This is a genomic window from Pelovirga terrestris (genome assembly GCF_014773365.1).
In the GTDB taxonomy this organism is placed as follows: Bacteria; Desulfobacterota; Desulfuromonadia; order Desulfuromonadales; family Geopsychrobacteraceae; genus Pelovirga; species Pelovirga terrestris.
Window position 1 is genome coordinate 199,635 of record NZ_JACWUN010000002.1, and the last position, 14,109, is coordinate 213,743.

Here is a 14,109-nt window from a genome sequence, read left to right on the forward strand (position 1 = left end):
ACCAATATGAGCAAGAAAGTCAAAAAAGAAGAAGGTCAGATTTCCATTCACACCGAGAATATTTTCCCCATCATCAAAAAGTGGCTCTACAGCGACAAAGATATCTTCCTGCGTGAGCTGGTTTCCAACGCGGTGGATGCTATCCACAAGCTGCAGAATGTCAACCTGCTGGAAGGGTTGCAGCTTTCCGACGAATACCAGGTCACTATCCATATCGACAAGGATGCCGGTACCTTAAGTGTTTCCGATAACGGCATCGGCATGACCGCCGATGAGGTGCGCAAGTATATCAACCAGGTGGCGTTTTCCTCAGCGGAGGACTTTGTCGAAAAGTTCAAGGACCTCGAAGACAAAAACCAGATTATCGGTCATTTCGGGCTGGGTTTTTATTCCAGCTTCATGGTCGCTGAAACCGTGGAAATCCGCACCCTGTCCTACCAGAAAGAAGCGCAAGGGGTGCACTGGATCTGTGAAGGGACCACCAGCTACAGCATCGAGGAAATCAGCAAGGATCAGCGCGGCACCGAGGTGATTCTGCATCTGAATGATGATGAGAAGGAGTTCCTCGATCCGGTCAAGGTGCGCGAACTGATCAAGAAATACTGCAACTTCCTGCCGGTCTCTATTTGTCTCGAAGGGGAGGAGGTCAATGACAAAAACCCCCTCTGGACCAAGGCTTCTACCGAGATCAGTGAAGACGAATACAAGGAGTTTTACCGCAAGCTCTACCCCATGTCCGATGATCCTCTGTTCTGGATCCATCTGAATATCGATTACCCCTTTAATCTCAAAGGGATTCTCTATTTCCCGCGTCTGACCAATGAATTTGATGTCAGCCGCAGCCACATTAACCTGTTCTGCAATCAGGTGTTTGTTTCCGATAGCACACCGGAACTGATTCCGGAGTTTCTGACCCCGTTGCAGGGCGCTCTGGACGCCCCTGATCTGCCCCTGAATGTTTCGCGCAGTTACCTGCAGAATGAACCGCAGGTGCGCAAAATCCGTGAAGTAATCAGTGGTCGGGTCGCCGCGAAAATTGTTGACCTGGCGAAAAAAGATCCCGATGCCTTCGTGCCAATCTGGGAGGATATTCACTCCTTTGTCAAATACGGCATGATGCGTGAGGATAAATTTTACGATAAGGTCAAGGATCAGGTGATCTACCGGTCAACTGGTGAAAAGCGTTATACGACCTTGCCCGATTATCTTGAGCGTGGCAAAGAACAGCATGAAAACAAGGTGTATTACGCCAACGATGAGGGTGCCCAGGCGACCTACCTGCGCCTGTTCAAGTCGCAAGATTTAGAAGCACTGATCCTCGATGCTATGATCGACAATCATTTTATCCAGTTTCTTGAGTCGAAGAACAAGGATCTCAAGTTCGAGCGGGTCGATTCTGATATCACCGAAAATCTGCTGGAGCACGATGCCTCCAAAAAGATTGTAACCGGTGAGGATAACCAGACCAAGGAAGAGAAGATCGAAAAGATCTTCAAGGATCATCTCGACATCAAGGGCTTGCACATTCGCGTTGAGACCCTCAAAGATGAATCGGTTCCGGGAATGATTCTGCTCAATGAGCAGCAGCGGCGCTTCAAGGAAATGACCCGGATGATGGGGCAGGGTAAAGAGATGCCCGACCTGTTTGCTGACCACACCCTGATGGTCAACACCGCCAGCCCGGCTATTGCCAAGGTGCTGGCTCTGGTTGACGACAACAACAGCGAAACCGCCAACATGCTGATCGACCAGATTTACGACCTCGCCATGCTCTCCCACCAGGCCATCAGCAAAGAACGCATGGCCGGTTTTATGGAGCGTAGTGGGAAGCTCCTTGGAATGATCTGATTGGTGGGGAGTGGGTAATGGGGAATAGGTAGTAGTGACAGGGGGGGGACATGGAAAAGGGCCATGAAAAATTGGAAGCTTGGAAGCTGTCAATGCGTTTGGTTAAAGCTATATACGACATGACTGCACATTTTCCAATTGAAGAGCGGTTTGGGTTGTCTCAGCAGATGCGCCGGGCAGCGATTTCTATACCATCAAATATTGCGGAGGGGGCTGCCAGGTATGGTAGTAAAGAATATGCTCATTTTATTTCTATCGCTCGAGGATCGCTTGCTGAATTGGATACACAGGTGAAAATTGCTGTAATGTTGGGGTTTTTACCATCGGAAAATTCTGTAGGCGAATTGAGTGATAGGGTCGGCAGATTGCTGACCGGACTTCATCGTAAATGGAAAAACCCCTAGTCCCCACTACCCACTACCCACTACCCACTACCCACTACCCAAGCCTCCCCGTCTGCCGCAACGCCTCAAACAGAATAATCGCCGTCGCATTGGCCAGATTGAGACTGCGCACCGCCGGTGAAAAGATCGGGATGCGGATCGCCTGGTCGCCGACCGCTTCGATCATCTCTTCCGGCAACCCCATGGTTTCCTTGCCGAACACGATAAAATCACCCGCCGTAAACTGAACTTGTGTGTAGTTCTTCTGCGCTTTTTTCGAGGTGTACCAGAATCGGCCCTCGGGGAACTCCTGTTGGAGTTGTTCAAATGAATCCCAGCGTCGCAGCTTAACATGAGGCCAGTAATCAAGGCCGGCGCGACGCACCTGCTTGGCATCGATAGAGAACCCCAGCGGGCCGACCAGATGGAGCCAGCTGCCGGTCGCTGCGCACAGGCGGCCGATGTTGCCGGTATTGGGTGGAATTTCCGGTTCAATCAGGACAATATGGAAGGGTGGTGCGGAGGCTTGGTTAGCGTTTGTCATAGCTTTATTCATGTTCCAGGGTGTCGAGTACGATCTGTGCCCACTGGTTAATATTTTCCTGATAAATTTTGTGAACTTTTCCATCAACGGCACGAAATAGCCTGGATGCTTTTTGTCCGTCGATGGAGTTGTCGTAAACGTAGGTGCGATCGACGAAGCGGGCAACGACTGCACAGTTAACGATAGATTTGCTGTAGCGACTGATAATCTTTTCGATCGGTACGGTATGGCCACCTTCCGTCACCCGTTGGGCAACCCTGGCGGCATTGATGGTTGGAGAGTTGGTCCCGACGAAAAACAATCGAATAAAATAACCGGCGCGTTTGGCGCGGCGCAAAAAATCGACCTTGTTCGCAGCCGACATAACGGTTTCAAAGACCAGGCTGTTTTTTTGTTCAAGACACTGTTCGCGCATCCTGTCGGCCTGGTTGGCTGCTTTTATCGTCGCCTCGGTGGAATTCCAGTCCCCGTACACTTCCTGGGCAATATCATCCGGGTTAACATAAATACACCCTTCACCGGCGACCCACTGGTGAAGACGAAGATCTTGTGTTAATGAGGTTTTGCCGGAACCGTTCGGCCCGGCGATGACTACAATGACCGGTTGGTGCGTGGGTGGCATCAGGCAACAGCCTTCTGGACCGCATCGCGCAAACTATTCATCAAGGTTTTATGAGCTTTTTGTGCCTTTCGGGTAGCCTTTAGAGCGACATCGTAGAGCAGGGCATCCATGTTTTCCGGGTTGGGCTCGACATCAGGGTTAAGCAGGTCGACAACCGGTACCTTGATTTTACGACCGGCGAAGAGATTGGCGGCCTGCTGATCGAAAAAAACAACCGGCGGTATACCAAATCTGGCAGTAAGTTTTTGAATGTGTCCTTTGGTGAGGCTTCGTTCACCGGACAGAATCAGAGAGACATAGCCTCTTGATCCGATCTCCTGGCGCAGGTCAGCGTAAGTCAGCCCACGACTTTTGATCAGGGCTTTCAGAGCAACAATCGCCGGATCTTTTGCTTTGGTCATTGAAGGTCTCCTTTGTTTACATATTGTAAACAAAGGAGCGCCGATGGTCAAGTTTGCTTTTGTCTTATAACTTCACCCACGGTCTGACCACAGATGACTTTATTGACATTGCGCTAAGGGCGATTGGTCAGCCTTGCAAGGCCTGATCAAGATCAGCGATCAGGTCATCAATGTGTTCCATTCCAACCGACACCCGGATCATTCCCGGCGTTACCCCGGCAGATAGTTGCTGCTCAGCGGTCAACTGGGAGTGGGTGGTGGAGGCCGGGTGGATGACCAGGGTCTTGGCATCACCGATGTTGGCCAGATGGCTGGCCAGTTTGACCTTGTTGATGAAGTTTTTGCCGGCTTCAAGCCCGGCTTTAATTTCAAAGGTCAGGATCGCTCCTTGCCCTTTGGGCAGGTATTGTTTTGCCCGCTCGTAGTCGCGGTGACTGGATAACCCAGGATAGCTGACCTGTCCAACGTGCGGATGCTTGTCCAGCCAGGTGGCCAGCTTCAAGGCATTTTCACAGTGGCGCGGCATCCGCACATGCAGGGTTTCCAGCCCCTGGAGTATCTGGAACGAGTTGAAGGGAGAGATGCAGGGGCCCATATCGCGCAGCAGGGTCAGACGCATCTTGAGGATATAGGCGAGATTCCCTAACGCTTCGTGGTAAACCAGACCGTGATAGCTGGGGTCAGGGGTGGTAAATTCAGGGAAGCGTCCACTCGACCAGTCAAAGCGTCCGCTGTCCACCACCGCGCCACCGATACTGGTACCATGTCCACCGATGAACTTGGTCAGGGAGTAACAGACAATGTCGGCGCCATGATCGATCGGGCGAAACAGGTACGGGGTGGCTACCGTATTGTCAACAATCAGCGGCAGACCATGCTCATGGGCAATGGCCGCAATGGCGTCAAAATCATCAACATTGTTCAGCGGGTTGCCGAGGGCTTCAATATAAACAGCTTTGGTTTTTTCGTCGATGGCTGCAGCAATGTTGGCAGGATCAGAACTATCGACAAATTTGACAGTTATCCCCATACGTTTAAATGTATGGTTGAATAAATTATAGGTGCCGCCGTAGAGGGCGCGCCCGGATACAATGTTGTCACCGGCCATCGCCAGGTTCATGACCGCCAGGGTGATGGCAGCCGAACCGGAGGCCAGGGCCAAGGCGCCGACCCCACCATCAAGGGCGGCCAGGCGTTGCTCCAGCACATCGCTGGTCGGGTTCATCAGGCGGGTATAGATATTTCCTAATTGTTTAAGGGAAAAAAGATCGGCTGCGTGTTCTGCCGAGTCAAAGGTATAAGAGGTGGTCTGGTAAATCGGCACCGCCCGGGATTTCGTGGTCGGGTCGGGTTGCTGACCGGCATGAAGAAGCAGCGTCTCGATGGCATGCTGGGGTTGATCAGGCATAGGTCTCTCCTGTTTCAGCGTACTGAGGTTTATAGTTTATCTATGTAGTAGGAAAAGCAATATTAATTCTATAGCAGATAGATAATGAACCTGCAACTGGAATCTACGAAAGATTTATTTTACGGATATTGGAGAAAAAACAGGGCGCAATGAATTGCGCCCTGACATCAGGCACCAGTATGCGGGGTTATTATCGTAGGGGCGCGATTCATCGCGCCCAGTTTAATACGTCATCAGTTTTGACTGACCCTCAACGCCTGCTCCACATCGGCAATAATATCGTCGATATGTTCAATCCCCACCGAGACACGGATCAGGTCAGGGGACACCCCGGAGGCGATCTGTTGTTCATCCGAAAGTTGACGATGGGTGGTGCTGGCCGGGTGGAGCACACAGGAACGGGCATCTCCGACATGCACGACCAGAGCAATCAATCGACAGGCCTCCATAAATTTGATACCGGCGTCTCGCCCACCCTTGATGCCGAAGGTAAGAACACCACTGCAGCCTTTGGGCAGATACTCCCGGCCTAAGTCATAGCTCGGGTGACTTTTCAGCCCGGGATAGTTGACCCAGGTCACGCTTGAATGCTGCTGGAGGTAGGCCGCCAGGGCCAGGGCATTGCTGCAATGACGCTCCATGCGCAAGGGCAGGGTGGTTAATCCCTGATTAAACAGGAAGCTGTTTTGTGGAGCGGGGGTAGCTCCCAGGTCACGCATGTACTGAACGCGAGCTTTGACAATATAGGCCGCCGGGCCAAAGGTGTCCATGTAGCGCAGGCCGTGGTAACTGGAATCAGGCTCCGTCAGTTCCGGATATTTCCCCTCCCTGCTCCAGTCAAAGGTGCCACCGTCGACAATCACCCCACCGACACTGGTACCATGACCGTCGATATATTTGGTCGCCGAATGCACCACAATATGGGCTCCGAGTTCCAACGGCTTGCACAGGTACGGAGTGCCGAAGGTGTTATCAATGATCAACGGGACATTCATCCGCTTGGCCAGTTCGCTGAATTTGGCAAAATCCAGGACGTTCAAGCCGGGATTCCCGATGGTTTCGGCAAACAGACAGCGGGTTTCCGGTCGAAAGGCCGCCTGCAACTCTTCCAGGGACGCCTCCGGGTTGACAAAGCTGACCTCGACCCCCATTTTAGGCAGGGTATTGGCAAACAGCGAATAAGTGCCGCCATAGAGGGTGCCGGTAGCAACCAGGTGCTGACCGTTGCGGCAGATATTAAGGATGGCCAGGGCTGATGCCGCCTGTCCCGAGGATGTCGCCAGGGCCCCGACGCCACCCTCCATCAGGGCGATTTTCCCTTCAAAGGCGGCGGTGGTGGGGTTACTGATGCGCGTGTACATATGGTCGGGCAGTTCCAGATCAAAGAGCTTGGCCACATGGTCGGCACTGTCATATTTGTACGTGGTGCTCTGGCAGATCGCCGGGATGCGAGGTTCGGTCGGTCGGGGTTCATAGGTTCCCTGAACCGCCTGGGTTTCAATTTTCCAGCTTTTTTGCATGGAATGCCTCCTTGAATAATGTCATTGTATGGGCAGGTTGGATTACTGGTTGATTAAACTGGTGAAAGACAGATACTAACAGAATGGATTTGAAAGCGAAATAAGCAAGGATGTCTACGTCTGACACTATTCTGATTTTTTTCAGGCAGATAAAGAGGAGGAGCCATGACGGCCGGTTTTTATGACGTTGTGTTAACGGTTGCCCAGTGGAGTATTTTTACCCTTGAGTTACTGGGAATCGGCATCATCATGCTGTTTTCGCTTTACGCAACCTTCTATAATCTCAACCTGTTGATCAAAAAAGGGACGAGTGAGGAGCTGTTTCATAGTTATCGTCTGCAGTTAGCGCGGGGCATTCTGCTTGGCCTCGAATTCCTTGTCGCAGCAGATATTATCAAAACCGTAGCGGTTGAATTGACCTTTGCCAGTGTCGGTATGTTGGCGGTCATTGTTCTGATCAGAACATTCTTGAGCTTTGCCATTGAGATGGAGATGACTGGATGCCGACCCTGGCAGAAACAACAAAAATGATCGGGTAACAGAAATGATCCGGGTTGCATAAATGAAATATGCCCTGCTTAAAGAAATCATTACCGAACTGCAAACGCGGATCGCCGGGGCACGGATATCAAAAATCCATCAGCCCGAAGCGGAGGTGCTGGTCCTGCGGCTATGGAACGGCACTGCTAACCTGCGGTTACTTGTTTCCGTCAAATCGGGTCAGCAACGTATTCACTTATCTCAAAGAGAATGGCTTAATCCCCATCAGCCGCCACGCTTCTGCCAGTTGCTGCGCTCACGGCTCAGTCGAATCGACCGGGTGCAACTGGTCAATGATGATCGGGTGGTACGGATTGACTGCCACGGACCTAAAGGCCCTTGTTTTTTGATGGTGGAAATGATCGGCACGATCGGCAATATGATACTGGTCGATCAGCACGACATCATTATTGATGGGTTGAAACGCGATCGTGGCGTAGATTCGGGTCGGTTACTATTAGCGGGAAAAGCCTACAGTTATCCCGACAAACCTAAGGGGCCGATTGATCCGGCACAAGGTTCGGTGCCCCTGCCTGAAAATTTTACCTGCTGGAGTGATTATCTCGATCAACAGGGAAATGACCCGGCCGTCGTGCCTACTCCACAGGGTATACAGCTGCGGCTGCGTCAGACAATTGTCCGTCAGCAAAAAAAACTCAACAAGCGTTATCACAAGATCAGTGCAGAGCTGGAGCGCCAGCAGCAGGCGCAAGAGGATAGAATCAGGGGTGATTTGCTTCTGGCGAATCTCCATCTGGTGAAAAAAGGGATGGAACAGCTAAGCGTAGCGAATATCTTTTCTGACCGGGCAGAAACGCTAGATATTCTTTTGGATACGCGCCTCTCCCCGCAGCAGAATGCCCAGAGCTACTTCAAAAAATACAAAAAAGCGGCACGAGGCGTCGACCACAGCCGGCGCCGGCACGCAGAAACTAAAGCCGAACTGCAGTGGCTGGACGAATTGCTCTATCAGTTGGACGATCACCCTGAGCCAGCCGATCTGGAAGCCATCTATGCCGAGCTGGATGACGCCGGTCTGCTCAAGGGTCCTGACGAACACCATAAAAAACGCACCCGCCAGGCCAGCGCCCCGCAGGAACTGGTCAGCCCTTCCGGAATCAAGGTCCTGCGCGGCAGAAATAATCAGCAAAACGATCAGTTGTCCGGGCGTCAGCTGAAAACCGGGGATCTCTGGTTTCATGCCAACGGATGCCCCGGCGCCCATGTGGTGCTCAAAGCATCAACCGTCGCGGTGCCGGTAACCGCTGAGGATATCAGTTATGCCGCAAGCATCGCCGCCGGATATTCCAAAGCCCAAAACGATGCCAAGGTCGAGGTGATGATGGCTACCGCAGAGAGCGTATCACGCCCCAAGGGTGCTCGTCCCGGACTGGTAACCGTTAAAAAGTACCAGACCCTGATTGCAGCGCCTTTACGCCCCTGATCCCCTTGGATGGATGAGATTTTTTTTGTTGCAAACAAAAAATTCCTTTGTTATAACGTGCGCACGTTTCGCGCCGAAGTGGTGGAATTGGTAGACACGCTAGGTTCAGGGTCTAGTGGGCGTAGGCCCGTGGGAGTTCGAGTCTCCCCTTCGGCACCAAAAAACAGACCGCGAAAGCGGTCTTTTTTTGTTCGTTGACCCACTACCCACTACCTACTACCCACTACCCACTACCCACTACCCACTACCCACTACCCACTACCCACTACCCACTACCCACTACCCACTACCCACTACCCACTACCCACATCAATCCCCATCCCAATGTTTAATCACCCCTGATTCCAGCGCCGCCCGTTCAACCGCAGCCGTTACCTCTTTGTGAACGTCAGGGTGGAGCAGGGATGGCACCAGTTCGTGCTCTTCAGCATGACGGGCGATGCACTGGGCCGCTGCGATTTTCATCTTGTTATTGATTCTGGTTGCACGGACGTTGAGGGCGCCCCGGAACAGACCGGGGAAGGCGAGGGCGTTATTGACGCTTTTACCATCGGCAGCGAAGGATGCACCGACCTGCATGGCAAGTTCCGGTTCGATTTCCGGATTCGGGTTGGACAGGGCCAGAATAACCGACCCTTTACGCACCATCTCCGGGGTGATCAAACCCGGTCGCCCGGTCGTTGCAATAACAATGTTGGCACGTTGCATGACCTCTTCAAGGGTTCCTTCTTTGCCGCCGGCAGCAACCAGGCGCTCGCGGGCATTGCTGTCGATGTCGGTGCCGATGACCTTTTTTACGCCGTAGGAGAGCAGTAGTTTGCTGATTCCCATCCCCGCCGCCCCCAGTCCTATCATCCCGACCGTTGCCTGCTTGAGCATCATGCCTGAGAAGCGGGTTGCGTTAAGCAAGGCAGCCAGGACAACAACTGCGGTGCCATGTTGGTCGTCGTGCATGACCGGGATGTCCAGCTGGGCATCAAGCACCTCCTCAATCAGAAAACACTCAGGGGCTTTTATGTCTTCAAGCTTGATTGCGCCAAAAGTCGAAGCAATGTTCAGAACCGTATCAATAATAACCTGCGGATCGTGGCTCTGGATCAGGATAGGCACGCCACTGACCCCGACCAGATGATCAAACAATACCGCCTTGCCTTCCATCACCGGCATCCCCGCCACGGCACCTATGTCACCCAGCCCAAGGATCGCCGTACCATTGGTGACAATGGCAACCTGATTCGGGATAGATGTGTATTTGTTGGCCAACTCCGGTGAACGCTGGATGTCCTTGCAAATGGCAGCGACACCGGGGGTGTAGATCTGGCGAACGTCGGTAATGGTTTCAATCCGGACGCGGCTGCGGGTAGCGATTTTGCCGCCCTCGTGAACCTGATGAACCAGATCGATCAGATCTTCAACGATAATTCCTTCAAGCTTTGAAATAGCCTCAACAAGCTCATCAAACTGTTCTTCCGAATCAACATAAACCACAATTTCACGGGTATTGTGAGTGCGGCCAACGCGCACCAGGTGAATGTCGCCAACACTGGCATTATTCTGGGCAATGGCATTGGTTACGCTGGATAAATGGCCAGGCTTGTCCTTAAGCATCAGACGCAGACATTTAGCAATTTTTCCAGCACCTTTTTCGATATCCATGTTATCTCCGTTAGTTTGAAAATTTAGCCCTGAAGGAAAAAATAATCGTAACTATTCAGCTCTATCCTTGCGCATAGCCATAGGATCCCCGACCCGGTGCTGAACAGATCAAATAATCATCGGTATGTGTCCATCTGGACCCGCCGGATGAAGGCAAATCCGGATTTACCTTAAGTTCTGCGAAAAGATAACAAAAAAAAATGAAAAAAAATATTCATTTGCTCCCCCCAGTCAGATTTCTGTCAGATATGGTTCATATAATGTATCTGTTTAGCACCGGATCGGGGTTCCTATGTCAAGGGACGCATTTTCGTCATCCCTGACCGCTTGTTGTCGCCGTCCATGGCGACAAACACCCTTGCCACAGAAACCCCGACCCTGCGCAAGGACAGTGGTGAATAGTTACCATATAATAATCATTATTTGCTGTTGTTTATTCCGGGCAACCAGGATGAGGAGTTCAGTGTGCAAGAAAAAACCGCTTTATTGCTGGATGATGACGTAGAACATCGTCAGCAGATGATGGAAGTTCTGACATCAATGGGCTATGTGGTTCATATGTTTGCCAACCCGATATCCTATATGTTGCGACGTGAGGGGCATTTTTGCTCTGAGAACAAACACTGCTTCGATCTGATCCTGGTCGGAAACCGGTTGCCGGGGATGAGCGGGATCGATTTTTTGCAGCGCCTCAAGCGCGGTGGTTGCTGTTTGCCAGATCATTATAAGGCGGTCTTCTGTAGTGACTTATCGCAAGAGCAGCAACAACAAATAACGGCCCTTGGTTGCTGTTTTTTCACAAAACCGACATCACCCGAAGACATCAGAGCCTGGCTTGATACATAAGGGGTTGGTGTCTTTTGTCTCTGTTTCGTCCTACCTTGTTTCAATCAAGCCCGTTGTTATATATTCTAATAATTAGCTTATTTCATGCGATTTCACCCTCATTGAGTTGGGTTTGCATGCTTGGGTTGATTGTTCTCTTGCTTTTTGTTCGCATTCTGCTACATTTAATGAGTGATTGATTTTATCTATTCATGAAGCAGATTGTGAAAATATAGTAAACCAAATGAAAACAATAATTTAGAAAAAAAGGGGGCTAAATGAAATATCTGCTTGTTCTATTCACTTTTAGTTTGCTCATGGCCTGTTCTAGCCAGACGCCTCAGGAGCTTGTTGCCGAAGGTGACCGGCTTATGGCTGAGGGTAACGTCCGCGGGGCCATTGTGCTTTATAGAAATGCCCTGGAAAAGGACGCCAATGATCTGACTGCCCGTACTGGTCTGGCTTCAGCCTACCAGGAAAGTGGCAGCCTGGACCTGGCTGAGCAGGAGTTGCAAAAAGTGTTACTGCAAAATCCCTCCTCCCATGGCATTCTACTCCAGTTAGCTGCTATTGCTATTGATAATGGTGATCCGCAAAAGGGTTTGGCTGAAATTGAGCGTTTCCATTCAGTCCTTTCTCCCACCGCTGAATCTTTAACCCTTCAGGGGCGAGCTTATGGCGCCTCTGGAGATCTCGTTGAAGCAGAAAATCTATTCAATCAAGCTGTTGCCCTCAATTCTTCTTATGCCCCGGCCCATCTGAATCTGGCGAAAACCTACTTGCAGCGCAACGACATCGTGCGTGCTGAGCAGCGCTTGCGCGAAACGATTGCTCTTGATGATCGTCAGTTTGAGGCCTATTTCTTGTTAGCTCCGCTGGTAACTGCCAGGGGCGACATTGAAAACGCCCTGCAGCTTTACCTGGATCTGGTAGCGGTTGAGCCGCGTCAGCATTATGCCCTTTATATGGCCGGCATTTTACAGCTAGATATGGGCGATTTTGCCGCTGCCGAAAAAACTGTTGCGCAGCTTGGCAGTACATTTCCAGACCGTCCTGAAGGCTCTCGGTTAAAAGGGATGTTACATTATCGTCAGGGTAACTACGATGATGCCAGGGTCGCGCTCGAGCAGTCACTACGCAGTGAGCAGCATCCGCTGACCTTTTTGTTTCTGGGCTTAAGTCATTATTCCCTGGAGCGTTATGAACTGGCTCTCAATCAGTTTCAGAATGCCCTCGATATCAGCCCCGAGTTTGAGCGCGCGCGGGTGCTGGTTGCCCTGACCTTGCTCAAGCAGGAACGCGTTGATGATGCCATTACCCAGATCCAGAGGGTTGTGCGCGACAACCCCAACAATGCCTATGCGCGAAATATTCTTGGTAGCGCTTTGCTTGCTGCCGGTCAACTTGATCGCGGCATGGCCGAACTGGAGGCGGCAACCAACCTCGATCCGACGCTGGTAGAGGCTCATCTGCAGCGTGGTGCGGTACGTTTATCGCAGGGAGAGCTTAATGCCGGCGAAGAAGATCTCATCCGGGCTTTGCATATGTCTCCGGAATTGCTTAATAGCCGACTGATGCTGGTGACCCACTATCTGCGTCAGAAAAATTATCCGGCGGCCATTGATACCCTCAATGAAGGGATGAACGACACGCCGCAGGATGCGTTGCTCAATAATTATCTGGCCGCAGCTTATTTCTCCCAGAATCGTCCGCAGCAGGCCATCGCCGCACTGCAGGCTGCCATAGCCGCCAACCCCGAGTACCTGACTCCTTACTTTAATCTGGCCTCTTACTATGCATCGCAATCCGATTATGATCAGGCCCTGCAGCAGTTTCTACAAGTCATCGAGCGTGATGGAAGCAATTTAAGAGCCTTGCTGGGCAGCGCCGCCATCTACAATGTGCAAGGTCGCAATGACGATCTTGAAGCCGCTTATCGCCGGGTTGAAGCGACAGGAACTGAGCAGGGTTTCGTCGCCACCGCTCAATATCGCCTGCGTCAGCGTGACCAGCTGGCGGCTCTGACGGTGGTTGATCGTGGCTTGCAGCTCCATGGCAACTCTGCCCCTTTAATGGAAATCAAGGGTGCGTTACATCAACAGCAAGGAGAACTCGGCGCTGCTGAAGCAGCCTTTGCCGGTCTGGCATCCGTCGCCCCGGAGCGTGGTAATACCCTGTTGTGGCGCCATTACATGAGTAATAACCAGCGCGATAAAGCCGTTGAGCTGGTCGATGATCTGCTCCGTTCGCAATCCGGGCAGGAATATCCCTATCTGCTGGCGGCCTCCCTGCATCTGGCGTCAGGGGATACCGATACCGCCACCAATCTGCTTCAACAGGGAATCAGCAGGCTGCAGCGACCTTCACGTCTGCAGTTGCAGCTGGCCACCATTTTCGAACAATTGCAGCAGGTACAGCGGGCAGAGCAGCTGTATCAACGCATTCTCAGCTCCGATCCGACCTTTGCTCCGGTACACGTTGCGATGGGCACCCTGGCAGAGCGGCGTGGCAACAAGGGCGCTGCTCGTGATCATTATCAGGAGGCCCTCAGTCACGACCGCGACAATGTGATTGCCCTGAACAATCTGGCCTACATCATGGCCGACAATTTCGGTGAGGATCGACAGGCCCTCGATTACGCCATGCGCGCATACCAGTTGCGTCCCAATGACCCGCGCATCATGGATACCCTCGGGTACATCCTGGTCAAAAATGACCGCGCACAGGATGCACTCAACCTGTTGCAACAAGCCCATCTGTTGCTCCCGGATATCCCGGTGGTGGCTATTCACCTTGCTCAGGCCAAAATGGCTCTGGGCGATCAAGAGGAGGCCCGCTCCTTGCTGGAACAAGTCCGCGACAATGCATCAGCAGAGGATGCGGCAACCGCTAGAAGAATATTGAATCAACTCTAAGGG

General features: G+C 51.9%; 12 protein-coding genes and 1 tRNA gene. 7 read left to right on the forward strand and 6 right to left on the reverse strand.

The window, feature by feature from the left end; all coding sequences use genetic code 11:
* The first annotated feature begins 6 nt into the window (after positions 1-6).
* Positions 7-1,848 carry a molecular chaperone HtpG gene (gene htpG, locus ICT70_RS02550; protein WP_191153814.1) on the forward strand — a complete coding sequence of 614 codons (1,842 nt, stop codon included), beginning with the start codon at positions 7-9 and terminating at the stop codon, positions 1,846-1,848.
* A gap of 50 nt (positions 1,849-1,898) precedes the next feature.
* Positions 1,899-2,252, forward strand: a complete 354-nt coding sequence (locus ICT70_RS02555) for a four helix bundle protein (protein WP_191153815.1) — start codon at positions 1,899-1,901, stop codon at positions 2,250-2,252.
* 34 nt (positions 2,253-2,286) lie between these two features.
* Here ICT70_RS02555 and ICT70_RS02560 read toward each other — a convergent pair whose 3' ends face one another.
* From ICT70_RS02560 to ICT70_RS02580, 5 genes are all read right to left on the reverse strand, one after another.
* Positions 2,287-2,775 (reverse strand): tRNA (cytidine(34)-2'-O)-methyltransferase, encoded by a 489-nt coding sequence (locus tag ICT70_RS02560; protein ID WP_191153816.1) that lies wholly within the window; start codon positions 2,773-2,775, stop codon positions 2,287-2,289.
* A gap of 4 nt (positions 2,776-2,779) precedes the next feature.
* The gene (locus ICT70_RS02565) at positions 2,780-3,397 is read right to left on the reverse strand and encodes an ATPase (protein ID WP_191153817.1); all 618 of its coding nucleotides are present in this window, start codon (positions 3,395-3,397) and stop codon (positions 2,780-2,782) included.
* The gene (locus ICT70_RS02570) at positions 3,397-3,798 is read right to left on the reverse strand and encodes a helix-turn-helix domain-containing protein (RefSeq protein ID WP_191153818.1); all 402 of its coding nucleotides are present in this window, start codon (positions 3,796-3,798) and stop codon (positions 3,397-3,399) included. The genes ICT70_RS02565 and ICT70_RS02570 overlap by 1 nt, the downstream gene beginning before the upstream one ends.
* Positions 3,799-3,925: 127 nt before the next feature.
* Entirely contained in the window at positions 3,926-5,206 is a 1,281-nt protein-coding gene (locus tag ICT70_RS02575; protein WP_191153819.1) for an O-acetylhomoserine aminocarboxypropyltransferase/cysteine synthase family protein, read from the reverse strand.
* 233 nt (positions 5,207-5,439) lie between these two features.
* Positions 5,440-6,726 (reverse strand): O-acetylhomoserine aminocarboxypropyltransferase/cysteine synthase family protein, encoded by a 1,287-nt coding sequence (locus ICT70_RS02580; RefSeq protein ID WP_191153820.1) that lies wholly within the window; start codon positions 6,724-6,726, stop codon positions 5,440-5,442.
* 165 nt (positions 6,727-6,891) lie between these two features.
* Between ICT70_RS02580 and ICT70_RS02585 the strand changes: the two genes are divergently transcribed.
* The 3 genes from ICT70_RS02585 (at position 6,892) to ICT70_RS02595 (ending at position 8,869) form a co-directional block, all read left to right on the forward strand.
* Positions 6,892-7,257, forward strand: a complete 366-nt coding sequence (locus ICT70_RS02585) for a DUF1622 domain-containing protein (protein ID WP_191153821.1) — start codon at positions 6,892-6,894, stop codon at positions 7,255-7,257.
* Positions 7,258-7,288: 31 nt separating this feature from the next.
* Complete coding sequence (locus tag ICT70_RS02590; protein WP_191153822.1) at positions 7,289-8,710, forward strand: Rqc2 family fibronectin-binding protein; 1,422 nt, start codon at positions 7,289-7,291, stop codon at positions 8,708-8,710.
* Between the two features lie 72 nt (positions 8,711-8,782).
* Positions 8,783-8,869: transfer RNA gene (locus ICT70_RS02595), tRNA-Leu, on the forward strand.
* Positions 8,870-9,019: 150 nt separating this feature from the next.
* Here the strand turns inward: ICT70_RS02595 and ICT70_RS02600 are convergent.
* A complete protein-coding gene (locus tag ICT70_RS02600) occupies positions 9,020-10,366 on the reverse strand; it encodes an NAD-dependent malic enzyme (RefSeq protein WP_191153823.1) in 1,347 nt (448 codons plus the stop codon).
* A gap of 465 nt (positions 10,367-10,831) precedes the next feature.
* Here ICT70_RS02600 and ICT70_RS02605 point away from each other — a divergent pair, with 465 nt between their 5' ends.
* Together ICT70_RS02605 and prsT are read left to right on the forward strand one after the other, a co-directional pair.
* A complete protein-coding gene (locus ICT70_RS02605) occupies positions 10,832-11,212 on the forward strand; it encodes a response regulator (protein WP_191153824.1) in 381 nt (126 codons plus the stop codon).
* Positions 11,213-11,469: 257 nt separating this feature from the next.
* Entirely contained in the window at positions 11,470-14,106 is a 2,637-nt protein-coding gene (prsT, locus tag ICT70_RS02610; protein WP_191153825.1) for an XrtA/PEP-CTERM system TPR-repeat protein PrsT, read from the forward strand.
* The last annotated feature ends 3 nt before the right edge of the window (positions 14,107-14,109 follow it).

Bases quoted from the DNA above. Each gene is read 5' to 3' on its own strand.
- htpG (WP_191153814.1), top strand. From the start codon at position 7: ATGAGCAAGAAAGTCAAAAAAGAAGAAGGTCAGATTTCCATTCACACC.
- ICT70_RS02555 (WP_191153815.1), top strand. From the start codon at position 1,899: ATGGAAAAGGGCCATGAAAAATTGGAAGCTTGGAAGCTGTCAATGCGT.
- ICT70_RS02560 (WP_191153816.1), bottom strand. From the start codon at position 2,775: ATGACAAACGCTAACCAAGCCTCCGCACCACCCTTCCATATTGTCCTG.
- ICT70_RS02565 (WP_191153817.1), bottom strand. From the start codon at position 3,397: ATGCCACCCACGCACCAACCGGTCATTGTAGTCATCGCCGGGCCGAAC.
- ICT70_RS02570 (WP_191153818.1), bottom strand. From the start codon at position 3,798: ATGACCAAAGCAAAAGATCCGGCGATTGTTGCTCTGAAAGCCCTGATC.
- ICT70_RS02575 (WP_191153819.1), bottom strand. From the start codon at position 5,206: ATGCCTGATCAACCCCAGCATGCCATCGAGACGCTGCTTCTTCATGCC.
- ICT70_RS02580 (WP_191153820.1), bottom strand. From the start codon at position 6,726: ATGCAAAAAAGCTGGAAAATTGAAACCCAGGCGGTTCAGGGAACCTAT.
- ICT70_RS02585 (WP_191153821.1), top strand. From the start codon at position 6,892: ATGACGGCCGGTTTTTATGACGTTGTGTTAACGGTTGCCCAGTGGAGT.
- ICT70_RS02590 (WP_191153822.1), top strand. From the start codon at position 7,289: ATGAAATATGCCCTGCTTAAAGAAATCATTACCGAACTGCAAACGCGG.
- ICT70_RS02600 (WP_191153823.1), bottom strand. From the start codon at position 10,366: ATGGATATCGAAAAAGGTGCTGGAAAAATTGCTAAATGTCTGCGTCTG.
- prsT (WP_191153825.1), top strand. From the start codon at position 11,470: ATGAAATATCTGCTTGTTCTATTCACTTTTAGTTTGCTCATGGCCTGT.